At 38.0% G+C, this 23537-nt stretch carries 15 protein-coding genes; 14 read left to right on the forward strand and 1 reads right to left on the reverse strand.

The features are described 5' to 3' along the window. Nucleotides 1-51 precede the first annotated feature (51 nt). The 6 genes from IPP32_12080 to IPP32_12105 all read left to right on the forward strand — a co-directional run bounded on the left by IPP32_12080 (nucleotide 52) and on the right by IPP32_12105 (nucleotide 11163). Entirely contained in the window at nucleotides 52-1029 is a 978-nt protein-coding gene (locus IPP32_12080) for an aspartyl protease family protein (protein MBL0048821.1), read from the forward strand. 1 nt (nucleotide 1030) lies between these two features. Continuing rightward, nucleotides 1031-2506, forward strand: coding sequence for a glycogen-binding domain-containing protein (locus IPP32_12085; protein MBL0048822.1), 1476 nt, complete (start codon nucleotides 1031-1033; stop codon nucleotides 2504-2506). 329 nt (nucleotides 2507-2835) lie between these two features. Continuing rightward, complete coding sequence (locus IPP32_12090) at nucleotides 2836-4482, forward strand: T9SS type A sorting domain-containing protein (GenBank protein MBL0048823.1); 1647 nt, start codon at nucleotides 2836-2838, stop codon at nucleotides 4480-4482. A gap of 25 nt (nucleotides 4483-4507) precedes the next feature. Beyond that, nucleotides 4508-8686: a T9SS type A sorting domain-containing protein gene (locus IPP32_12095; GenBank protein MBL0048824.1), complete on the forward strand. Its 4179-nt coding sequence runs from the start codon at nucleotides 4508-4510 to the stop codon at nucleotides 8684-8686. 257 nt (nucleotides 8687-8943) lie between these two features. Next, nucleotides 8944-10200: a TCR/Tet family MFS transporter gene (locus IPP32_12100; GenBank protein MBL0048825.1), complete on the forward strand. Its 1257-nt coding sequence runs from the start codon at nucleotides 8944-8946 to the stop codon at nucleotides 10198-10200. A 150-nt stretch (nucleotides 10201-10350) separates the two neighbouring features. Beyond that, the gene (locus IPP32_12105; GenBank protein ID MBL0048826.1) at nucleotides 10351-11163 is read left to right on the forward strand and encodes a T9SS type A sorting domain-containing protein; all 813 of its coding nucleotides are present in this window, start codon (nucleotides 10351-10353) and stop codon (nucleotides 11161-11163) included. Nucleotides 11164-11306: 143 nt separating this feature from the next. Here IPP32_12105 and IPP32_12110 read toward each other — a convergent pair whose 3' ends face one another. Next, complete coding sequence (locus IPP32_12110; GenBank protein ID MBL0048827.1) at nucleotides 11307-12314, reverse strand: FAD:protein FMN transferase; 1008 nt, start codon at nucleotides 12312-12314, stop codon at nucleotides 11307-11309. Between the two features lie 72 nt (nucleotides 12315-12386). Between IPP32_12110 and IPP32_12115 the strand changes: the two genes are divergently transcribed. From IPP32_12115 to IPP32_12150, 8 genes are all read left to right on the forward strand, one after another. Next, nucleotides 12387-13055 carry a tetratricopeptide repeat protein gene (locus tag IPP32_12115; protein ID MBL0048828.1) on the forward strand — a complete coding sequence of 223 codons (669 nt, stop codon included), beginning with the start codon at nucleotides 12387-12389 and terminating at the stop codon, nucleotides 13053-13055. Between the two features lie 244 nt (nucleotides 13056-13299). Then, a complete protein-coding gene (gene ppsA, locus IPP32_12120; protein MBL0048829.1) occupies nucleotides 13300-15723 on the forward strand; it encodes a phosphoenolpyruvate synthase in 2424 nt (807 codons plus the stop codon). 294 nt (nucleotides 15724-16017) lie between these two features. After that, the gene (locus IPP32_12125; GenBank protein MBL0048830.1) at nucleotides 16018-16950 is read left to right on the forward strand and encodes a hypothetical protein; all 933 of its coding nucleotides are present in this window, start codon (nucleotides 16018-16020) and stop codon (nucleotides 16948-16950) included. Further along, entirely contained in the window at nucleotides 16947-17633 is a 687-nt protein-coding gene (locus IPP32_12130) for an ATP-binding cassette domain-containing protein (GenBank protein MBL0048831.1), read from the forward strand. The genes IPP32_12125 and IPP32_12130 overlap by 4 nt, the downstream gene beginning before the upstream one ends. Before the next feature lie 290 nt (nucleotides 17634-17923). Continuing rightward, nucleotides 17924-20026 carry a T9SS type A sorting domain-containing protein gene (locus tag IPP32_12135; protein ID MBL0048832.1) on the forward strand — a complete coding sequence of 701 codons (2103 nt, stop codon included), beginning with the start codon at nucleotides 17924-17926 and terminating at the stop codon, nucleotides 20024-20026. Nucleotides 20027-20265: 239 nt separating this feature from the next. Next, a complete protein-coding gene (locus IPP32_12140) occupies nucleotides 20266-20715 on the forward strand; it encodes a KTSC domain-containing protein (protein ID MBL0048833.1) in 450 nt (149 codons plus the stop codon). A gap of 107 nt (nucleotides 20716-20822) precedes the next feature. Continuing rightward, nucleotides 20823-21977, forward strand: a complete 1155-nt coding sequence (locus IPP32_12145; protein MBL0048834.1) for a DEAD/DEAH box helicase — start codon at nucleotides 20823-20825, stop codon at nucleotides 21975-21977. A 131-nt stretch (nucleotides 21978-22108) separates the two neighbouring features. Then, nucleotides 22109-23437 (forward strand): DEAD/DEAH box helicase, encoded by a 1329-nt coding sequence (locus IPP32_12150; protein ID MBL0048835.1) that lies wholly within the window; start codon nucleotides 22109-22111, stop codon nucleotides 23435-23437. The last annotated feature ends 100 nt before the right edge of the window (nucleotides 23438-23537 follow it).

The raw sequence follows: 23537 nt of genomic DNA on the forward strand, positions 1-23537 counted from the left end.
AGGATTTTTCAAGCTCGGCTTTATCGTTATTTTTACCTGCAAACCTTTTTCGTGAGCATATTTCGCGCTATTTTCATTTTTATTTTTACATGCACGTGTTCAATACCTGCGTATTCGCAAGAAGTATTTTCCCTATTCTACGCCCCTCCCACTCCCTATCTTAACCGCAGCAGTCCGCAGCCCAAAGGTGAATTTACCAAGCTTACTATTCCATTAAAGCACGTACAAAATTTATTAATGATTGAGGCCAGCATTAATGGGGTGAGCGGGAATTTAATTTTAGATACGGGTGCGCCTTATTTAGTATTAAACAAAACTTATTTCCGAAAAGGGTTTACCGAAACGGATCAAGTAGCCAGTGGCATCACCGGTAAGGGAGGCGATGTTTTAAAAACCGTAGTTAAAAAATTTCAACTGCAGGAATTGTATTACGAAAATGTGGAAGCCGATATTACCAATTTAGCCCAAATTGAAAACTCCAAAGGGGTGAAAGTATTGGGACTGATGGGTACCAATTTATTTACGGAATTTGAAATGCTCATTGATACTCGTCGCGACGCTTTGATACTGTATAAATTAGATCGACAAGGGGAACGCTTTTACAAAGGAGATGCACCCCAAACGGCGGATGTAAAAATTCCGTTTATGCTTTCCAACAACATCATTTATATTGATGGAATGATTCAGGAAAAGTCGCTTCGATTTTGTTTTGATTCGGGAGCTGAAGTAAATGTGCTCAACACCAAAGTGAATAAAAAAGTGCTGGATGATTTTATTGTGCAACGCAGGTCTTTGCTGGTTGGTTCGGGCGGCCAGCGTGCTGAGGTAATTAATGGAATCATTAAAGCGGCAGAAATTGGCGGGCATTCTTTTGCTACGATGCAAACTTACCTCACCCCGTTAGGTGAATTACAGCGCATTTACGACAATTACTTTGATGGAATTTTAGGATATCCACTCATGTTTAACGGCACAGTTGGAATCAATTTTAAAAAGAAAGAATTTAGTATGTACCTTTATGGAAAATAAGATGGCACAGCGCAGCATACTTCGGTTGATTTCCTTTTTCCTTATCGGGATAAGCTCGGTTTATGGGCAAAGCAAGGAAATTTTTTCGATCGAAAATGACATGATGGTGATTAAGTTACAGCGTAGCTATTCAAAAGTACAAACCGAAAGCATTTGCGGATTGTATTCCTTACCTTCCTTTTCTATCGACAGTTTATTCAGCCAAAAAAAACTCGGCAAACTTGCCACAGAAGGCTGGAAATTAAGAAGTGTGGATGCCAATTTATGTGTGCTGGAGCGACCGTTGAAAGACATGGACAATACCAAAGAATGGTCGAAAAGTGCGGTATTGGTTGCGCTGGGAATAAATTCAACTTTCGGAAAAGAAGGAACGCCGGGCTATCCCACGGAAGTGGTATACGGAAGAAATAAATTTGGACAAAAAGTTACCGTTCGACAGCGTGTTGCCGGCTATGCTTTATTTTGGCTTCCTGATAATAAAAACGCGAAAAAAGTTTACCTCAGCGGAAATTTCAACGACTGGAGTTTGTATGGCAACCCTATGCAGCGCACCGATAGCGGCTGGGTGCTGCAAGTAAAACTGGATCCGGGAAAGTATTTTTATAAATTTATCGTGGATGGCAATTGGACCGAAGATCGTTACAACTCTTTAAAAGAAGAGGATGGTCATGATGGCTATAACTCGACCTATTATCAAACCAATTTTACTTTCAATTTAAAAGGCAATAAAGATGCCCGCAAAGTGGTTATTGCCGGCAGTTTTAATAATTGGGATGAAAATGAATTAAAAATGTTGCCCACACCCGACGGCTGGATTGCCAATTTATTTTTACAAGATGGCTTGCATACCTATAAATTTATTGTGGATGGAAATTGGATAAATGACCCTGCCAATAAAAGAGTAAGGGCGGATGGTGAAGGTAATTTTAATTCGGTTGTAGGAACCGGCGATACGGTAAGTTTTAGCTTGAAGAAATACAAAGATGCGCACCAAGTAATACTAAGCGGAAATTTCAACAATTGGCGCACAGCTGAGCTGGCCATGGAAAAAACATCCAATGGCTGGAACATCGATTACATGCTGCCTCCTGGTAATTACGAATACAAATTTATTGTAGATGGAAATTGGATTACCGATCCTTATAATCCTTTTGTGGTGGGAGGAAGTGATCAGCAAAATTCCTTACGTGTGGTGAAACCGAATTATATTTTTAAAATGAAAAAATATCCGAATGCAAAAGAAGTATTCGTATCGGGCACCTTTAATAATTGGGCGAGCCCCGGTTATAAAATGTATTTTCAAAAAGAAAAAGGCGAATGGGTTTTTCCGGTGCATTTGAAACCCGGCAAGTATTTATACAAATTTGTTGTTGACGGAAAATGGATGATTGATCCCGGAAATAGCAGTTGGGAGGAAAATGAATACGATACCGGTAACTCTGTGCTTTGGATGGAGAGTAAGGCGATGCCTAAGTAAAACCAACACTATTGCAAACAAAAAACGCCTCCATTCTAAATCTCAATTAAATTTATTTTTATGTTTACTTATCCAGTGAAAACAAACAATTAAATAAGATTATTTAGCTGTTTAGGATAGTAACCATTACTCATAAATACAGAAATTTCTGTGCTAAAAACCTATTTAACGGTTAGTCTATTTTCTTGAGATTTTTTAGTTTTGATTCATGAAAGAGACTACGCTGTCTTAGCGTATTAATGGTGTTAGCTTTACTTAATAAAGTGCATTTGATGTACACACTTTGCGCAAAATAACTTAAAATCATACAATCAATTAAAGTATAATTCATGAGACTAATTATTACTACTATCTTAATTTTAAGTTCTGTGCTTGGTTTCTGTCAGCTACCCGACTTTTCGTGGGTGAATAATGGAGGCGATGCCGCGGTTATGAAAATAAAAACAACTTCAGCCGGCGACTATATTGCGGTTGGGCTTTTTGGTGGAACGATAGATTTTGATCCGGGCGCAGGTACAGCAAATTACACCTCCAATTCAGGCAGTCAGGATATTTTTATTGAAAAGATAAGTGCCAGCGGTAGTTTACTTTGGGTGAGGATAATTGGAGGACCTGGCGATGATTATGCTGGTGACATTTATATTGATGCCACCGGAAAAATTTATATCACCGGCTCTTTTTCCGGTACAGTAGATTTTGATCCTGGCAGCGGCACAACAAATTTGACTTCGTCAAATGGATCTAATGATATTTTTATGCTTCGACTTTCAGTAGGCGGAAATTTTTCGATTGTAAAAAGATTTGCTGGGAATGGGGATGAATATGGAGAAAACATTATAGCAGATGCTTCCGGAAATATTTATTTAAGCGGTAGTTTTAATAACGACACCGTTTCCTTTTCGGGAATTAGCGTAAGCGGAAGCGGATTTAATGGCTTTGTAGCAAAATTAAATAATACCGGAACCGCAACATGGGCTTATGCCATTCCTGTGTATTCCACCAGTGATATGGTGGTGGATAACAATTCCAATATTTATATTGGCGGCGGCTTTTTTGGAAGCAATTTGGATTTTGACCCGGGTGCAGGAACGTTTTATTTAAGTGCAGGAATAAGAGAAAGAGCTTATATTCTCAAATTAACTTCTTCCGGCAGCTTTGCTTGGGCGCAAACATATATGGTGTATGGAAATAACGACGAAATAAAAACAATGGGGTTACTTAGTACAGGGGAAATTGTAATTGGGATGGATTTCGAAGCCAATTATTTAACTTCAGAAGAGGGATATGTGATTGCAAAAATTAATCCGGCTACAGGTACTTCCATTTGGTGGAATGAAATTAACAATATGGTTACTTTCCCTGATGCCTGCGTAAAAGACATGACCATTGATGCCGCTGATAACATTTACTACACAGGTAATTATAGCGGTGGACAATATGTAGCAGGCGCTTATAATAGTTTTGTGAATGCTGATATTTTTTTAGGTGGATACAACAGTGCCGGAATGCCAACCGTGGGATTTACTATTGGGTATACTGATTTTAATGATTGCGAAGCCTTAACTATTGATGCCAATGGTGGAATTGTGCTTTGTGGATTGTTTAGCACAACACTCGATTTCAATTTTTCGCCTTTCGCAGTAAATAATTTGACTCCGGTTGGAACAGAGGATAATTTTATGTTGAAATTACAACAAAATCCATCCGGAGTTTGGTCAATTGCTCAGCAGCAACAAAATCAGCACATAGCTTTTCCAAATCCATTCCAAAATAGCATCGAACTTAATATGCAGGAGCTGCATGAAAACACAAGCATAAAAATATTCGATTTAACAGGACAAATCATATTTAATCAAAACACAACAGTTGGGAGTAAAAATTTAAAAATTGCAACGTTGGAGTGGCCGAATGGAATTTATTTTTTAAACCTAAAAAATGAAAAAGAAGAACTAAATTATAAGTTAATAAAAAACTAAATTACCAGAAATCAATACTAATTCAATGAAAAATATTTTACTTAAATCAGTCATTTTATTTTCCTTATTCACTTCCTTCAGTTATGCTCAACTTACTGTTAACTGGGCAAACAAAATAAAATGCGATACCGGTGGCGATGATTTCACAGCTGCTATAACAGGTGATGCAAATGGAAACATCATTTCAGTTGGAAGCTTTCAAGGCACAGTGGATGCGGATCCGAGCAGCAACACTTTTTACATGGCAAGCAGCGGTGGCTATGACATGTATATGGTGAAATATGATACTGCAGGTGCCATGCTTTGGGCAAAAACTATGGGTGGTGCAACTAACGACGAGCCTTATGATGTGATTTTAGATGCAGCTGGAAATATTTATCTAACAGGGTTCTGTTCCGCTCGGACAGATTTTGATGGAGGTGGCGATACCAATTTTGTAACCCCTATTGGTACTAGCAATGCAACAGGAATCTTCCTTGCAAAGTATGATGCGAATGGAGATTTAATTTGGGCCAAAATGATGAGTGGAACAGTCAACGGCTGGGGCAAAAAAATGAAATTGGATTCGAATGGAGATCTTATCCTAGTTGGAAATTTTGCCGGCACAGTCGACTTTGACCCTAGTGCCGGAACAACTAATGTTGTAGCGGCTTCCACAAATTTCTCAGATGTTTTTATTACAAAATATACTCCCTCGGGTGCGCTTGTTTGGGCTAAAAAAATTGGTGGTTCGGTGTACGATGAAGTAGATGCATTAATCCTCGATAGCAACGATAATTTTTATATTTCTGGATACATGAACCAAACAGTGGATTTTGATCCGGGTGCTGGAACTTATAATTTAATCATGCCTATTAATTCTCAAGCCGGTTATGTTGCGAAATACGACAATCAAGGCAATTTTATATGGGCTTTTCTGAAAGATAGGGAAGTTTATGATTTAGCAATTGATGCATCCGGAAAATTAAGATTCTCAACCAATAGCTCTACTACAAGTGCAACGGTTTATATTTATCAATACACACTTGCGGGTGTTTATGAATCAGCATTTCTTCCATTGACAAATGCCGGTGGCGAAAAATTAGTTATTGCAGCCGATTCAAGTATTTATGTAGGAGGGCCTTTTGAAAATCAATCCCTTCCGGGCCGGCAACAAATTTTTTTACGAAAGCTAAGTAAAACGGGTGTTACCATTTATGAGAAGTGGTTTGGTGGGAATGGTGGATTTTATGACGATGAACTGCATGCCCTTTATGTGAGCCCCTCAGGAAAAGTTTTTATTGGAGGCTTCTTTCAGAAAACAGTTGATTTTGATACATCACCTACTACAACAGCCGGAATTGTATCTCACGTGGCAACCAGTTCGTTTGTTGCAGCTTATAAACCTAATGGCGACTATAGCTGGGCATCCGCCATTGAAGATAATAAAATTGGATATACTTATAAGTCCATAAATGCGCAACATACCGACGCTTTAGGAAATGTGTACTTAGGAGGAAGTTTTTATGGCGCTATTGGATTTGATCCTTACACAGAAAATAGTTTTTACAAAGGTCCCCCTTTTGCAATTTCAAATTCCTTTATTTGCAAATATGGTCCGAATTCCCAAGTAAAGTGGGCATTTACGCTCTTTCAACAATTCAATGGCAATCAAATTTTTGATATCACAACAGACAACAATCAAAATGTGTACATCACAGGTTCTTTTAAGTACAAAGTTGATTTTGACCCGGGCGCGGATACACTATTTCTATCCAGCACACCCGCCAATGTTTCAGATATTTTTATAGCAAAGTATGACTCTTCTGGAAACTTTTTATGGGCAAAACAAATTGGAAGCACAGATGTGGAAGAAGGTCGTAAAATTTATATCTCGCACAATAAAATTTATTTGACTGGTACATTCATTGGCACTGTTGATTTTGACCCATCAGCAGCCATCAGCAACTTAACAAGCGCCTCCACCAAAAGCTTTTTTGCCTCCTACGATTTAAATGGAAACTACCTTTTTGCCAAGCTTTTTGCAGGAACTTATGAAAGTATCAAGGTGGACAATGCCGGAAACATTATCCTTTCGGGAGCGGTGAGTTCAGGTTCCGTTGATTTTGATTTTGGGTCGGGCAGTGCAATTCCGCAAGGAATGTATAACGGTTCGGGATTTATTGCCAAATACGATTCGTTAACAAATTATCTTTGGGCTGCAGGTATTGCAGGCAATGCAAAATGCCAATTAGATTCTGCTCAAAATATTTATGTTTCCGGTTCTACCCCATCAAAAAATGCCGGATTCAATTCGTCCAATAATGCATTTACTGCTGTTCCTACTAATAATAATTCTAATTCCTATCAATATTTCTTAGCCAAATATTCACCGGCCGGAATACTCGGCTGGGTTAAAGCAACTTCATACTCTGCCACCAATATGGGCGATTTAGGAATTGATTTCGCTTTAGATAAAAGTGCTAACATTTATGTTGTAGGTCAATTTAAAGATACGGTGGATTTTGATTTTAATGCCGGCACAAACATTTTAATTCCGTTTAGCGTAACCAATCCGGATGCTTTCATTGCAAGCTATACCGCCAATGGTGACTTAAATTGGATTAAAACAAAACAGGTTTTTGCTTCGCAATTTTTTAAAACCATTTCGATAGTGAATGATGCGCTTTATGCAACAATAACAACCTCCGAAGGCATGAACATTGACTACAATGCAGGTGGAACATTTCTTATTGGTGAATCCACTTATTTGACAAAATATACTCTCAGTTGCCTAAATGCGCCTCAAATTATTTCGGTTACTCCAGCCTCACGCTGTGGTGCGGGAACGGTTACCCTTTCGGTGAGTGCAAATTCGGGTACACCAAATTGGTACTCCACTGCCGGCAGTTCGACAGTTTTGTTTTCAGGAACAAGTTTTACTACACCTAGCTTAAGTGCTACTAAGACATATTATGTTACCGTTCCGTCGGGCGCTTGCACAGCAGGAAGAACACCGGTAACCGCTACCATTAATACCATACCTACGGTAACCACAGGAGGACTTTATTACAGATGCGACCCTGGCACAGGAACAATTAATGCACTTGCAAGTGCAGGTGTGATAAATTGGTATGATGCTCCTACCGGTGGCAATTTACTGCATACCGGAAATAGCTATTCTATTCCCTTTACAAGTGTTACAACCAATTTTTATTTGGATGCTACGGATAATGGGTGTACAACAGCTACGCGAAAAGTGCATACTTTTCAAATAATCCGAACTCCCATTTTACTAAGTCATGTTGATGGAAGTGGCTGTGCCAACTCTCAAATTTTATTGAGTGCTTCTGTCGATTCTGGTAATGTGCAATGGCAAACCTCCAATGGGACCTGGCTATGGAGTAATCCGGTATATGCGGTTACAATAAGCACTACAACTACCTATTATGTGGTAGGAATAAATAGTGGTTGCAGCACTGCACCGGTTGCTGTTACCGCTACTGTGGTTGCAACACCAAGCATATCGAGCACCACCCCCGCAACAACATGCGATGCCGGAGTGCTCACGTTAACTGCTGTTCCAAGCCCTTCTAATGCTGTTATTAAATGGTATGACCAAGCAATTTTTGGAACTTCATTATATACTGGTAACAATTTTACCACTCCTTTGCTAAACAATACAACAACCTATTATGCCGAAGTGAGTCGAAACGGATGTACTAATTCCACGCGAAGTGCTGTGCAAGCAACCATTAATCCGCTACCAAATGTGAGTGTAACAAGCGCCGGAAGTACTATTTCTGCAGCGCTTTCAGGTGCTAGCTATCAATGGTTGAACTGCAGCAATAATCTTTCTATTTCGGGTGCTACTTCGCAAAATTATACGGCAACTGCCAATGGAAATTATGCGGTGAAGGTTACACAAAATGGATGTAGCGACACTTCTAGTTGTATTGCAATTACATCGGTTGGAATAGCCGATCTAACCAATTTGACGGAGTTAGTTCTTTATCCAAATCCAACGACCCGACAAATAAGCATACAATGTCCATTATCGCTTTTGGGCGAAAGTTATTGTATTACAAATGCACTTGGCGAAACTATACTTGCAGGTAAATTTGATGCGCTACGCACTTACGTGGATATGGAAGTTGCTCCCGGAATTTACTTTATCAAATTAAGCAAATCGCAAATATCACTTGGTAAAATTGTGAGGATGTAAATTGAATTTTGTAATTGAATTTTGGCTTTAATTTTAAGGATAAAAAGATATTTAACCACTAAGGACTCAAGGGGATTTTATTTTTATTGATAGACTTGTGCCCTTTGTGCCTACTTTGTGTGCTTTGTGGTTTAATCCCAATTTGTTGCCCAACGCTAAAATTTGCAAGCGTACTTTTTCTCTACTTAACTAAATTTATTTTCCACTGATAACATTTGTTTTGCAAGTGCCATTTATTTTGCAATATATTTGGCGCGATGCAAAGGATAAAAAATCCGCTCACCTTTATTTTTATTACAGTTTTGATCGATTGCATCGGCATTCGAATTGTGTATCCCGTTGCTGCTACATTGATTTCGGAAGTGGGACATATGGACGTGAACAAGGCTGTAACTTACAGCGGTTGGATGATGGCTGCTTACGCCATTATGCAGTTTATTTTTTCGCCCATACTTGGCAGCTTGAGTGATACATTTGGGCGTAGACCCATACTCCTAATCTCCCTATTAGGCCTTGGTGTGAACTATATTTTTCTGGCAATAGCCAACACACTAACGCTGCTTTTTATAGGTAGAATTATTGCCGGAATTTGCGGCTCCAGTTTAACTACAGCCTACGCCTATGTTGCCGATAAAAGCCCGCTTGAAAAAAGAGCGCAACACTTTGGAGTGCTCGGCGCTGCATTTGGATTAGGTTTTATTATTGGGCCATTTTTGGGAGGCGTATTAAGTGAATGGGGAACCCGAGTACCATTTGTTGCTGCCGCTATACTTTCCTTTCTGAATTTTTTGTATGGATTTTTTATTTTACCGGAATCACTTCCCGCGGAAAGCAGAAGAAGTTTTTCATTTAAACGTGCAAATCCAATAGGTGCTTTTCTAAAATTTCGCAACCACGAAAATGCAAAACCGCTTTTACTTTCTTTGTTTTTTTTATTTCTTGGAGTACAGGTAATGCCTGCCATTTGGCCTTTTTACACCAAATATGTTTTTCATTGGAGTGATTTATCCATTGGCTATTCCTTAGCTTTTGTAGGAGTGATGGTGGCTGGAGTAAAAAGCTTTTTAATAAAACAAGCACAGCTACGGTTAGGCGAAAAAAAATCAGTCATCACAGGCTTCGTATTTTATTTTGTTGGGATGCTGGTTTTCTCTATTGCCAATGAAGCTTGGATGCTGTATGTTATACTTTTATTTTACTGCTTGGGCGGCATTGCATCACCTACCTTGCAAGCAATCCTTTGCACAAAAATTCCTGCTAATGAACAAGGAGAATTGCAAGGTGTGATTTCGTCTATCATGAGTTTATGCAACATCTTATCTCCTTTGCTTATGAGTAACCTTTTTTATTTTTTCACGAAACAAAATACTCCTATTTATTTTCCGGGTGCTCCGTTTCTTGCCGCTGCCGTATCTATTTTAATTGCAATATTGTTTTTCATTTTCTCATTCAAATCCAATTTTAGCATTTTTGAAAATAAACAGGTAAATAAATATGGTCGGCATTTTCAATAAATTAAACTTTGAATTTTGCACAATAAGCAATAAAAAAATGAATTTTTCTTGCACTTAAAAACTTCCAACTTATCCTACTCGGAAAAAAATCATTTTTCATGGGATTTATTAGTTATACTTTCGCAATCAGAAACAAATAACCCAAAAGCGATGAAAAAAATTTTACTTGCCCTCATTGGCCTCACAGCATGCACAGCGGATCTAACCGCACAAACCGATGGAACCTTAACTTGCACTTTTACGCAGGTTGCTAAAACTCCCGGATATTCCGGAACTAAAAATGTAATGGCTGTTTGGATTCAATCCAATGCCGGTACTTTTATCAAAACTAAAAGAAGAAATGTGGGCAGCTCTACCAAAGATCACTTGCCTACTTGGTCGGTAAATGCAGGCGGAACAGCAGGAAATGCTACTTCTGCAAATTGTAACATTACCGATGCAACTACCGGCGCCACTTTAAGCAGTTTCGCAACCCGCACCATTACCTGGGACGGAAAAGGGGTTAACGGTGCAGTAAATGGAACAACAGTTGCCGATGGAGTGTATAAAGTAACGATTCAATCTACTTGGAATCACGGAACCAGCGGCACTATCACCAAATCATTTACCTTTACCAAAGGACCCAATCCCGATCATCAAACGCCAACAAATGATACTTATTTTACAAATGTGGTATTGGACTGGATCCCCAACACACTTGGTGTTCAGAGTTTAGTAGATAATCAGGAAATTAAAATATATCCAAATCCGGCTAACGAAGGAATTGTGAATGTAAGCTATGAAACAGCAAATAACATTCGCGTTTCAAATATGCTAGGAGTGATTATTTATGACGAAAAAGTGGATGAATCCGTTTCCGGAATAAAAACAATAGACCTAACTAATTTTGCCAATGGAGTTTATTTTGTGACCATTCTTAACGGCGAAAAATCTACCCAACGAAAAGTTATTTTAAATAAGTAATTTAGTTTAACCCAAACTATAAAGGCTGTTCCTAAATTAGGAGCAGCCTTTTTTATTTGTAATTCTTCAATCGATTTTATTGAAACTAATTAATTATTAAACAAGAGTTTAAGTGCCTTTATTTGTATCAACTTGAAATAATGTTACTCTGTTGTTTCCGTTAAAATAGCTTTTAATCCCGGTGTTTCATACACCTGATAGTTTCCAAATTCATCTGAATAAATCAAGTAAGCTTGCAATTCTGGATGCGCTTTTAAAAAGATTTTTGCCCTATCCAAACCCATAACTAAAACCCCAGTGGCATTGGCATCTGAACTAATACACTCTTTCGAAAAAATGGATGCGCTGAGCAAATTATTTTTAGTTGGATATCCTGTTTTTGGATCAATGTGGTGTGCATATTTTATGCCATCAATAATAGTAAACCTTCTATAATTGCCGGATGTGGCTATGGCTAAATTTTCGAGTTTTACTGTCGCTTTAAGCGGATTTGCACTTTGTTGGTTGTCGATTGGCTTTTCAATTCCAATGGTCCAGTTTTCGCCGTTGGGCTTTTTTCCCTTTGCATACACCTCTCCTCCAATCTCCACAATAAACGCTTCAATAGTATGCGCACTTAAAAAATCTGAAATTACATCCACCGAGTATCCTTGTGCAAAGGCATTAAAATCGAGTGCTACACGCGGATCTTTTTTCACCACTCTATTTCCTTTTAATTCAATCATATCAAAACCTACAAATTGCAAAATAGAATCAATCTTTGCTTGCTCCATTTTTTGCTTTTTTCCAGGACCAAATCCCCAAGCATTCACTAAGGGGTAAACGGTTGGATCAAATGCTCCATCTGTATTTAACCATACTTCTTTGGCCTTATTAAAACAAGTCATAAAATAAGCATCCACCTTAACTTTCCCTTCGTTAGAATTGATTCGAGAAATGATAGAAGTGGGTAAATAAGTGGAAACTGACTTGTCGAAATCCTGCAAAATTTTTTCAATCTCAGGACCAAAATTTCGTTGCTTACTATCGTAATAAGTTATGTGATACGTGGTGCCTTGTGCATTTCCTTCTAATTTTATAGGCTCCACTTGACCATGAAGCTTAGTTGCGATAACGATTCCAATAAATAGTGTACGATAATATTTTTTCATTTTAATTTGGTAGATTATAATTGATACTAAAGATATTGCATTCTGAACCAAAATAAAATTGAAATTTGCCGAATGAACTTACTTCAGGTGCGAACAAAGAATTTACTTCTTTCGATACTCTTCTTGCTTTGCCATTTTATCGCGCTAAGCCAAAGCAAAGAAGCATGGAATGAACGAGCACGCCAAAATTTAGATGCTAAAAACTATGTTGGTGCAATTGAAAATTATACTGACTTACTAAAAATCTATCCCAATGATTCTATAGCCTATTTTGATAGGGCAATGGTAAAACATTTAGCAAAAGATTATTTAGGAGCTGTTGCAGATTTCACCACTGCAATTGGAATGGACAGTAGCAGTCCCGATAATTATTACCTCCGTGGAATAGCACAATGCAAATTAAAAAATTATACAGAAGCCATTTCCGATTTTGATAAATCACTTTCTTTGGAACCTGAAAATGCGGATGTACATTATTTTAAAGGGCTTGCCAATGCTGCATTACATCAGTATAATCAAGCCATAGCCGAAAATGAGTTAGCCATAAAATTGGGAACCGATAGGGTGTCTGAAAGCTTTAGAAATAGTGCTTTGGCAAATGCTAAAATGCACCAATACAAAAGTGCAAAAGAGGTGTGCAAAAAAAGCAGAGAATATAAGCAGGAGCAAAAAATCAAGACAAATAATAGCACTGCACCTTGCTGGTGCCACCTTCGCCCTCAGCGCAAAAGCTTTGACTAGGTTGATTATGCACCATATTACAAAATTGAATTGTTGGAAATACTTCAAGCACAAGAAATCAGTCAAAAACAAAAATCAAACCTTTCTTATTTATTGTGCCGAATAAAATAAGTGTGCAATTATTGATTTTATTATAATTTTGGAATAGCTTCTGTTTCAAAAAAGATCCGGAAGGAAACCTTTCTTCAGCACTTACGTTTACACCAATCAATCGATTTTAACCAATTCAATAAAATCCTTAACTATGAATACAGCAAGAGTAATGGAACTTGACCAAGTGGGTATGAACGATGTGGAATTGGTGGGTGGTAAAAATGCGTCTTTAGGTGAGATGCTTAAAAATTTAAGTTCCTTAGGAATTAAAATCCCAAACGGAATTGTAATCACTGTGAATGTTTACCGCGAATTTTTAAAATTCAATGATTTAGAAAATAAAATAAAGTTTTTGATTGGTGAAATCGACTTCGACAACATCGAAAGCTTACGCAGAAATGGTTTACAGATTCGTCAATTGATTCAGAATGGGCGCTTTCCAAAAGAACTCAGCGAAGAAATTATTCAAGCATATTATAAATTATCTGCCACTTATAACCAAGAAATAACTGATGTGGCAGTCCGCTCCAGCGCTACTGCCGAAGATTTGCCGGATGCCTCTTTTGCCGGTCAACAAGAAACCTATCTTAACGTTAGAGGTCCTGCATCACTAATTGACGCTGTACGAAATTGCTTTGCCTCCACTTTCACCGACAGGGCTATCAGCTATCGGGAACACAAGCATTACGATCATTTTTTGGTTGGACTTTCTGTATGTGTACAAAAAATGGTGCGCTCCGATTTAGGCATTTCCGGCGTGGCATTTTCATTGGATACTGAAAGTGGATTTAAAGATGTGGTGGTGATTAATGCCTCTTATGGTTTGGGCGAATTAATTGTGCAAGGAACTATCTCACCCGACGAGTACATTGTTTTTAAACCGCTGCTTAAAGAAGGAAAACCTGCAATAATTGAACGCAAACTGGGCATCAAAGACAAACAAATGGTGTATGGAGAAGGTGGTAATGAACGCGTAAAAATTATTGGTGTTGAAAAACCGCTACAACAAAAATTTGCTTTGTCAAAAGAGCAAATATTGCAGCTCTCAAAATGGGTAATGACGATTGAAGAATACTATTCCAACTTAAGAGCCAAATGGACACCGATGGATGTGGAATGGGCCATTGATGGGATAAGTAAGGAACTATTTATTGTGCAAGCCCGACCCGAAACCATACATTCTCAAAAAGACCATTCCAAAATTATTGAATATAAAATTTCGGATGAAAATCGATATCAAAAAGAAATATTAAAAGGAATTGCTGTTGGCGATAACATCGGAAGCGGAAAGGTAAATATATTGTACTCGCTAGATAAACGTGTGTTTTCAGAAGGGCATGAATTTCAAGCAGGTTCCATTTTGGTCACCGATATGACAGATCCCGACTGGGAACCTATTATGAAAAAAGCTTCTGCAATTATTACCAACAAAGGCGGTCGTACTTGTCATGCAGCAATTGTAGCGCGCGAATTGGGCGTTCCTGCTATTGTGGGTTGTGGCAATGCAACTGAACTATTAATGCAAGATCAACTCATTACTGCAAGCTGCGCCGAAGGTGACGCAGGCATTGTTTACGATGGTGAAATACAGTTTGAAAAAACAGAATTCGATCTTCATAATTTACCCGATGTAAAAACTGCCATTATGCTTAACGTTGCATCACCTGGGCTTGCATTCCAATTTTCGCATTTACCAAATAAAGGAGTAGGATTGGCGCGCGAAGAATTTATCATCAACAATTATATTCAAGTGCATCCCTTGGCATTAATGCAACACCGTGAGTTAAACGATGCAGAACTCACCAAAACTATTCTTCAAAAAATTGAAGGCTTTGAAAATGAAGAAGACTTTTTTATCCATAAGTTATCCTACGGCATAAGTAAAATAGCCTCTGCATTTTATCCCAATAAAGTCATCGTGCGCTTTTCCGATTTTAAGAGCAATGAATATTTTAATTTATTAGGCGGAAAATATTTTGAACCGCACGAAGAAAATCCAATGATTGGTTGGCGCGGTGCTTCCCGCTACTACTCTGATGCCTACAAAAAAGCATTTGGCTGGGAATGCAAAGCCATTAAAAAAGTGAGAGAAGAAATTGGTTTAACAAATGTGGTGGTGATGGTACCTTTTTGCAGAACAGTGGAAGAATTGCACAAAGTAACAGAGGTAATGAACGAATACGGATTAAAAAGAGGTGACAATGGATTAGAATTATTTTTGATGGCCGAAATCCCCAGCAACATTATGATGGCCGAGGAATTTGGAAAACACATCGATGGCTTTAGTATCGGCTCAAATGATTTAACGCAATTAACGTTAGGGCTCGATCGCGACAGTTCGCTTGTGGCACACCTCTATGACGAAAGAAATCCTGCTGTGAAACGCATGCTTAAAATGCTCATTGAAACTGCTAAAAAGAACAATGTGAAAGTGGGCATCTGCGGACAAGGACCTTCTGACTATCCTGATTTTGCACAGTTTTTAGTGGAATTGGGTATTGATAGTATTTCGGTAACACCAGATAGTGTTATTAAAACTTACAAAGCCATTCATGCAGTGGAAAATAGAGCGTAAGAACTATTTGCCACTCCTCTTATACTTTGGAGCCTGGCATACAAATTAAATTACCAAAGTGTATACAAAAACTCTTGTGTCCTTTGTGTTTTTACTTGTGTCCTTAGTGGTTATTTTTCTTCGCATCCAAAATTAAACAAGCACCTTTTTACATTTTTTAATAGTTACGCTTACCAACAAACATGTAATTTCCCTCCGGAAAGCAATTCTTTTATTATTAAAAATTGCTTAGTGCTAATTCTTAAAAGCCTTTTTTCTTCAAATATTAATTCAATCGATTACTCCGCATCAAGCATGACAACCTTACTGAAAATTCGATTTTATCAGTTAAAACGAGAGTTTCGTGATTTAGGGTACATTGCCTTATTACTTCCTGGATTGCTTTGGTTCTTGATATTCATCTCCTACAAAAATTATCAAAAAATACCGGAAGCCTTTCAGCTTACAGGTGTTTTATTTTTGATTTGTTTACTCCTGCAACTTATTCGAAAAGATAAAACGTTTGTTTACACACACCTACAAAACCCGCGTCTTGAGCTATTTGTAGAATATATTTGTTTCACGTTTTTATTTGCCGCACCAGCCTTGGTTACCGATAATTGGTATTGTTTTCCCATATTAACTTTCGCTCAATTTCTACTTACTTTTTTAAAAAAATCAATCCCGTTTAAAACGAGGTTTAAGCAGCTTTCAAAATTAATTCCTGCACAAGATTTTGAATGGATTAGCGGCTTTCGAAAATCCTATTATCTATTCATTCCCCTATATACACTTGCCCTTGGTTTTTCATGGTTCAGAATAGTACCGCTTGCCTTGCAGTGGCTGATAACAAGCAGCGCTCTTAGCTTCTACACCGAAAATGAAGATTTACATGTGTTACGTGTAGAAAAGCTCGGAGCACGATTATTTCTTGAAGAAAAAATGTGGCGGCATGCTAAAATGTTGCTCTTGCTGTGCGCACCCATAGTACTCATAAATACTTTATTTAATTTGGAGTACGCCACTTTGAATTTACTTTTTTTGGTGGCCCAAGTCGCTTTGCTGTGCTGTGCCATTGTGTATAAATACGCACTTTATCAGCCTAATACAAAAGCAAACGGCAGCAGCATTGTGCTAAGCTTAATTTCACTCTGCGCGCTTCTACCGTACTTGCTACCCATTCCCATTTTTATGACCTTTTATTATTATCAGCGAGCCAAATCAAACCTACAAACCTATTTAACATGATTCAACTTCAAAACCTAAGCATGAGTTATTCCGGTAAAACGGTTCTAACTAGCATTAATCAAGACTTTGAACTTCATCGCATTTACGGAATTGTAGGATTAAACGGAGCCGGAAAATCAACTTTATTTAATGTGCTATCTGCTGCTGTGAAGGCACAAGAAGGTCAAATTTTGTTTAACGGCAAACCCTTGCACTATAAGGATATCGCTTACCTCGAAACGGTAAATTATTTTTACTCGCGCATTACCGGCAATGAGTACCTCACTATTTTTAAGCAAAGCAATCCCGAATTCAATCTGGTATCTCTACAGGAATATTTTAAGCTTCCGCTTGATGAGTTGATCGAAACCTATTCAACCGGAATGCGAAAGAAGCTGGCTTTACTTGGCATACTCAAACAAGATAAAAGCATTTACTTGTTTGATGAACCCTTTAACGGATTGGATATGGAAACCAATAAAGTGCTCGAAATAATAATCCAAACTTTGAAGCAAAAAGGAAAAACAATTTTTATTTCCTCACACATCATTGATCCCTTGCTGCACCTCTGCGACAGCATTCATTATCTCGAGCATGGAATTTTTACTAAAAATTACTCCAAAGAAAATTTTCATAAAATTGAAGAGGAACTTTTTAGTCGCTTGAAACGAGAAGCACAGGTCATTATTTCAAAATCAATTTAAGCACAAAACATAGATTATTTTGTTCAAGAATTGTTCTCTATTATTTTGTTAGTTTTTCATTTCAAAGGGCGAGTCAAAATTTCAAGAAGTTAAATCAACCGAAATAAAAATCGATCAAATGATCTCAAATACCTTTCATTTCCATTTGAAAGTGAATGATTTACAGGTGTTTAATCCATCACAATTTGTCAGACCGAATCATTACAAAATTGTAAAAAAAACCTATCTAACGGTAACTCTTCCTTCCTACATTTAATTTATTTTTAAAAAAAATACTAGAGCTTTCAAATATGAATCTAAAAATAAATGGCCTATCCTTTCTGCTTTTTATATGTATGAATTGCGCCGCTCAATTGCCCTATTTAGTGAAGGATACTAATCCCGGTACAGCAAATGGACTTACGTATGGCTATAGTCCTTATTTTTATAATGGAGTGCATCTTTTTGTTCCAAACCAAAGTGCAACAGGCAATGAACTTTGGCGGACAGATGGAACTACAGCTGGTACTTATTTAATTAAAGATATTTATACCGGTAGCACCTCCAGTAACCCCAGTTCCTTTTTTGAATTTAATGGTGAGATTTACTTTAGTGCAACTACAGCGCTCAACGGAAAAGAGCTTTGGAAAACTAATGGAACTGCAGCTGGGACAATGCTTGTAAAAGATATTATGTCAGGAAGTGGTAATGGAATTAATACGTTTACGGTATGCTGGCAGCACAATGGTTTTTTTTACTTTACTGCTTACAGTTCATTTTCAACCGATAATGAGTTATGGAAAAGTGATGGTACTACAGCGGGAACAACAAAGGTTTATGATATTTATTCAGGAACAGCCGGTAGCTATCCCTCTAATTTTGTTGAATTCAACAATCAACTCTTTTTTTCAGCCGACAATGGTACAAATGGAAAGGAACTTTGGAAAACGGATGGAACAACTGCTGGTACTGCGCTAGTAAGGGATATTCTTGTTGGCACCGGTGATGGGTTAAGCAATTTCTTTTCATGTTGGCAGAAAAATGGCTATCTGTACTTTGTTGCAACAAGCCTTGCAAGTAGTGATTTTGAAATTTGGAAAAGTGATGGAACTGCGCTTGGAACCTCTAAATTAAAAGATATTTGCATCGGCCCAAATGGCAGCTATCCTCACACTTTCTTTGAATTTAATGGCCAATTATTTTTTTCAGCCGATAACGGAAGCATTGGTGATGAGCTCTGGAAAACAGATGGTACAGCAGCAGGTACTTCGCTTGTAAAGGATATTTTATCAGGAACCGGCACAGGCTTAAACAATTTATATGTTATTTGGGAGCACAATGGTTTTTTCTACTTTGTAGCCACAGGCTCCTCCGCAAGCGATTATGAAATTTGGAAAAGCGATGGAACAACTGCCGGAACAACGAAGCTAAAAGACATTTACCCTGGTACAACCGGAAGCAGTCCGGGCAATATTTATGAATTCAACAACACGCTTTATTTTACTGCCAACAATGGAACTAATGGTGATGAGCTTTGGAAAACGGATGGAACTACTGCAGGAACTACCCTTGTTAAAGATATTTATGCAGGAACCGGCGATGGTCTTAATTCGTTATATGTATTTTGGGTGCATAATGGCTTTTTCTTTTTTATTGCAACCAGTTCTTCTTCTAGCGATTATGAGATTTGGAAAAGTGATGGAACTGCCGCCGGAACTACCAAGTTAAAAGACATTAACCTCGGCACAAGTGGAAGCAGTCCGGGTAATTTTTACGAATTTAATAATCAGCTTTACTTCGGCGCTGATAATGGAATTAATGGAAAGGAATTGTGGAAGACAGATGGCACAACAGCTGGAACACTGATGATAAAAGATATATTCACCGGGGTTTCTTCCAATGATTCAGATCCTTATTTCTTTGCTAGCTATAATGGATTTGTCTATTTTAGAGCTGCTACACTAATTTATACCAATTACGAAATATGGAAAAGTGATGGCACTGCCGCTGGAACAAGCATGGTGTTGGATATTTATCCAGGAACTTCAAGTGCAAATCCCAATTCATTCTCAATACTTAACAATACCTATTTGATGTTTAGCGCTACTAATGCATCTGCCGGTAGTGAACTTTGGGCATTTAATATGGTTGGAATAGCAAATGATATTGCGCTAAAAACGGACGAGTTGGATTTTGCGGTTTATCCTAATCCGGCAAAAGATATTATAACGGTGCGTGCTTCTGAACCTGGGTTGACGATTCAACTCTTTGATTTAAACGGCAAACTCATAAATGAAACAGTTTCACAAGAAAATAGCAGCCAAATAGATGTGAGCGCATGCTCATCGGGAATGTATTTCGTACGATGTAGAAATAAAACATCTGTAATCAACCGAAAAATAATTGTGGAATAAGCCTGCAATTCTTCAATTGGATTAAAACACTCCAATTTTTTTGAGTTGATTTAAACATGAAAGGTAAATCGCATAGGCTCTTTACACCCCTTTCCTTAGTTAGTAATAAGGCCTCGCTTGCATTTAGAATTAAAGCGTAGAAAGCTATTACTTTCAAAATTAATTTGATTTAAAGTTTCGCAACTCTATATTATTCAAGTTTTTATACTACCTTTGCGCCCCTTTTAAAAAAGCAGTATATGAAACGAATTATCGAGTCGCGCAAATTATTTAACATTAACGAAGAAACCGATTTAAGTCAATTAAAATTGATTTATCGCAATTTAATGAAACAATGGCATCCCGATAAATTTCGCGAAGGCGATGAGCAGGCTGCTGAAGCAGAATCCAAAAGCAAAAGCATTATCGAAGCATATCACTTTTTAGTTAGCGTTTCACCCGAAACACATGCTAGTTATTCTGAAGAATACAATTCCACTACTAACACCTGTGGTATCGCTGATTTCGAATACAAAGGCACAACCTTAAAAGTTAATTTCACCGATGGCAGTGTGTACGAGTATTTTAGTATTCCACGCAACATTTATATCAAACTTGTAAACTCCGCTACACAGGCGCGTTTTGCAAGACGTCACATATTCACAAGCTATTTGTATCGCAATGTTAGCAAAAGCGCTGTTGCCGCTTAATTCATTTACTCATATTGAATGGTGAATTTTTAATGTGGATGAGTGAAGTATAAAATGACTTTCCTGTTCCTCCTTTAAAAATCCATGCTTCACTAATCAAGCAAACCATGTCATTTAGCTCCTTAGGTTTATCTTCTGCATTGTTAAAGGCATTGGAAGCTAAAAACCTTATTCAGGCCTTTCCCATCCAACAAATTGCTATTCCGGCTATTTTAGAAGGGAAAGATTTATTGGGTATTGCGCAAACCGGTTCCGGCAAGACAGCGGCATTTGTTTTACCCATTTTAGATAGCCTTCAAAAAAGGAATTTATCTAAAAACAGACATATAAATGTGTTGGTGCTTGTTCCCACGCGCGAGCTGGCAGTGCAAGTAAAAGAAGTATTTCAAACCTTTGGCTCAACGCTTCCCATTCGCGTTAAGTCAATGGCAGTATTTGGTGGTGTATCAATCAACCCCCAAATGATGGGCTTGCAAGGTGTTAATGTGTTAATTGCAACGCCCGGAAGATTACTGGAATTAGTTGATTCCAATGCCGTTCATCTTTCCGAAATCAGCACTTTGGTGCTGGATGAAGCGGATAAAATGCTGAATCTTGGATTTAAAAAAGAAGTCAATCGCATTGTTTCATTACTTCCGGTTATTCGTCAAAACCTACTCTTTTCAGCTACTTTGAGCCCTGACTTAAGTACAATAAAAGACATCCTGTTAAAAAATCCGGTGATCATTAAAACAGAAGTCCCTGTTGAAAACATCGATTTAATAAAGCAAAGCGCATACGCTATTGCAGATGAAAAAAAAGGGCCCTTGTTGCGCTTCCTGATTCAAAAGCAGGAAATGAAGCAGGTGTTGGTATTTACCTCATCTGTGTATAAAGCAGATAATGTGGCGGATAAATTGAGAAAAAATGGGCTTGATGCAATTGCCATCCACAGCAAAAAAAGCCAAGGTGCACGTATGGATGCCTTATCCAAATTTAAAGCAGGAAGCTTGCGCGTATTGGTTGCAACCGATCTTATGTCACGCGGAATTGATGTTCCTTTTTTACCCTATGTTATAAATTATGAATTGCCCCGTTCGCCAAAAGATTATGTGCACCGCATAGGAAGAACCGGTCGCGCAGAAAACCCGGGTGAAGCCATTTCATTTATTGCGCCCGAAGAGGAACATCACTTTAAAGTGATTCAAAAAAAAATGGGCAAACAAGTTGAACGGATAGACGGGAATATTTTAAATGAAATTAAAAAAGTGAGCAATCCTTAATTTGTTTGCTGCAAAATTAATTCGAATAAAACACAGCTTAGATTTGATGCAAACAATTGCGACCTTTGTGACTATTAATGATTAGCAATTAGCACAAACTCAAATCTTACATCATAGATATCACATTATAAATGACTTTTAGAGACCTCAATTTAAATACAGCCCTTTTGAATGCCTTGGATGATTTAGGTTTCACAAAACCTACCACCATTCAACAGCGTGCATTTGCACCCATTATGGCAGGTAACGATGTTTTAGGAATTGCGCAAACCGGCACCGGTAAAACAATTGCTTACTTACTTCCGCTTTTACGCCAATGGAAATTTGCGAAAAAAAGAAATCCTGAGATTATTGTGTTGGTTCCAACCCGCGAGCTAGTGGTTCAAGTAGTGGAAGAAGTTGAAAAGCTGTGCAAATACACCGATGTTATTGTAACAGGTGCGTATGGCGGAACCAATATCAAAACACAAATTATGGCCATCACTCCGGGAGTGGACATTATTATAGCTACTCCGGGTCGCTTAATGGACTTATTACTCAATGCCACTATCCAAGCCAAATACATCAAAAAAATTGTAATTGATGAAGTGGACGAAATGCTTAATCAAGGCTTTCGCACACAAATAAAAACCATTTTCGATTTATTGCCGGAAAGACGTCAAATGCTGATGTTTTCAGCAACTATCACCGAAGATGTGCAAGTTTTAATTGATTACAATTTCAATACTCCCGTGCGCATTGAAGCCGCACCAACCGGCACACCGCTTGTAAACATTGAACAAATTGGCTACACGGTTCCGAATTACACCACTAAAATCAACTTTCTGGAACACCTGCTTGCCAGCGATAAAAGCATGACTAAGGTGTTGATATTCGCTTCCAGCAAGCGATTGGCCGACGATATCCATACCCGAATCGAAAGTAAATTTCCGGATCAATTAGCAGTGATTCACTCGAACAAAGCGCAAAATACACGATTCAAAACAGTGGCCGATTTCGAAAGCGGAAAGTGCAGCATTTTAATTGCCACCGACTTAATTGCCCGTGGATTGGATGTTTCCGAAGTCTCACATGTTATAAATATGGATGTACCTGCGGTGGCTGAAAATTACATTCATCGAATTGGCCGCACCGGAAGAGCCGATAAAAAAGGAATCTCTATCACTTTTATCACCGCTAAGGATTTAGAAAACAAAGCCAAAGTGGAAGCCCTTATGGGGATAGAAATCCCTATGCAGGAAATGCCTTCTGAAGTTGAAGTTTCGACATTTCTCACCCCCGAAGAAATGCCTCAAATCAGCATGAAAATTATTGAGGTAAAAAAACCGAAAGTAATTCCCAAAGGAAAATCACACCACGAAAAATTAGATAAAAACAAAAAAGTGAATATTAAGGTAAGCCGCGAAGATGCCAAGAAAAAGAAGTACGGCAAACGTTATAAAAAGGAATACCGAAAGTAAGTTAATTCGCTTTAAGCTTGCGAGGTATACACCATTCAATCCACACACATTCATTATATTTGGCGGAATTTGCAAAGATAAATCGCATTTGCCTTATTCC

The sequence above is a fragment of the Bacteroidota bacterium genome, from assembly GCA_016721765.1.
Taxonomy (GTDB): Bacteria; Bacteroidota; Bacteroidia; order UBA4408; family UBA4408; genus UBA4408.

Bases quoted from the DNA above. Each gene is read 5' to 3' on its own strand.
- IPP32_12085 (MBL0048822.1), top strand. From the start codon at position 1,031: ATGGCACAGCGCAGCATACTTCGGTTGATTTCCTTTTTCCTTATCGGG.
- IPP32_12090 (MBL0048823.1), top strand. From the start codon at position 2,836: ATGAGACTAATTATTACTACTATCTTAATTTTAAGTTCTGTGCTTGGT.
- IPP32_12095 (MBL0048824.1), top strand. From the start codon at position 4,508: ATGAAAAATATTTTACTTAAATCAGTCATTTTATTTTCCTTATTCACT.
- IPP32_12100 (MBL0048825.1), top strand. From the start codon at position 8,944: ATGCAAAGGATAAAAAATCCGCTCACCTTTATTTTTATTACAGTTTTG.
- IPP32_12105 (MBL0048826.1), top strand. From the start codon at position 10,351: ATGAAAAAAATTTTACTTGCCCTCATTGGCCTCACAGCATGCACAGCG.
- IPP32_12110 (MBL0048827.1), bottom strand. From the start codon at position 12,314: ATGAAAAAATATTATCGTACACTATTTATTGGAATCGTTATCGCAACT.
- IPP32_12115 (MBL0048828.1), top strand. From the start codon at position 12,387: ATGAACTTACTTCAGGTGCGAACAAAGAATTTACTTCTTTCGATACTC.
- ppsA (MBL0048829.1), top strand. From the start codon at position 13,300: ATGAATACAGCAAGAGTAATGGAACTTGACCAAGTGGGTATGAACGAT.
- IPP32_12125 (MBL0048830.1), top strand. From the start codon at position 16,018: ATGACAACCTTACTGAAAATTCGATTTTATCAGTTAAAACGAGAGTTT.
- IPP32_12130 (MBL0048831.1), top strand. From the start codon at position 16,947: ATGATTCAACTTCAAAACCTAAGCATGAGTTATTCCGGTAAAACGGTT.
- IPP32_12135 (MBL0048832.1), top strand. From the start codon at position 17,924: ATGAATCTAAAAATAAATGGCCTATCCTTTCTGCTTTTTATATGTATG.
- IPP32_12140 (MBL0048833.1), top strand. From the start codon at position 20,266: ATGAAACGAATTATCGAGTCGCGCAAATTATTTAACATTAACGAAGAA.
- IPP32_12145 (MBL0048834.1), top strand. From the start codon at position 20,823: ATGTCATTTAGCTCCTTAGGTTTATCTTCTGCATTGTTAAAGGCATTG.
- IPP32_12150 (MBL0048835.1), top strand. From the start codon at position 22,109: ATGACTTTTAGAGACCTCAATTTAAATACAGCCCTTTTGAATGCCTTG.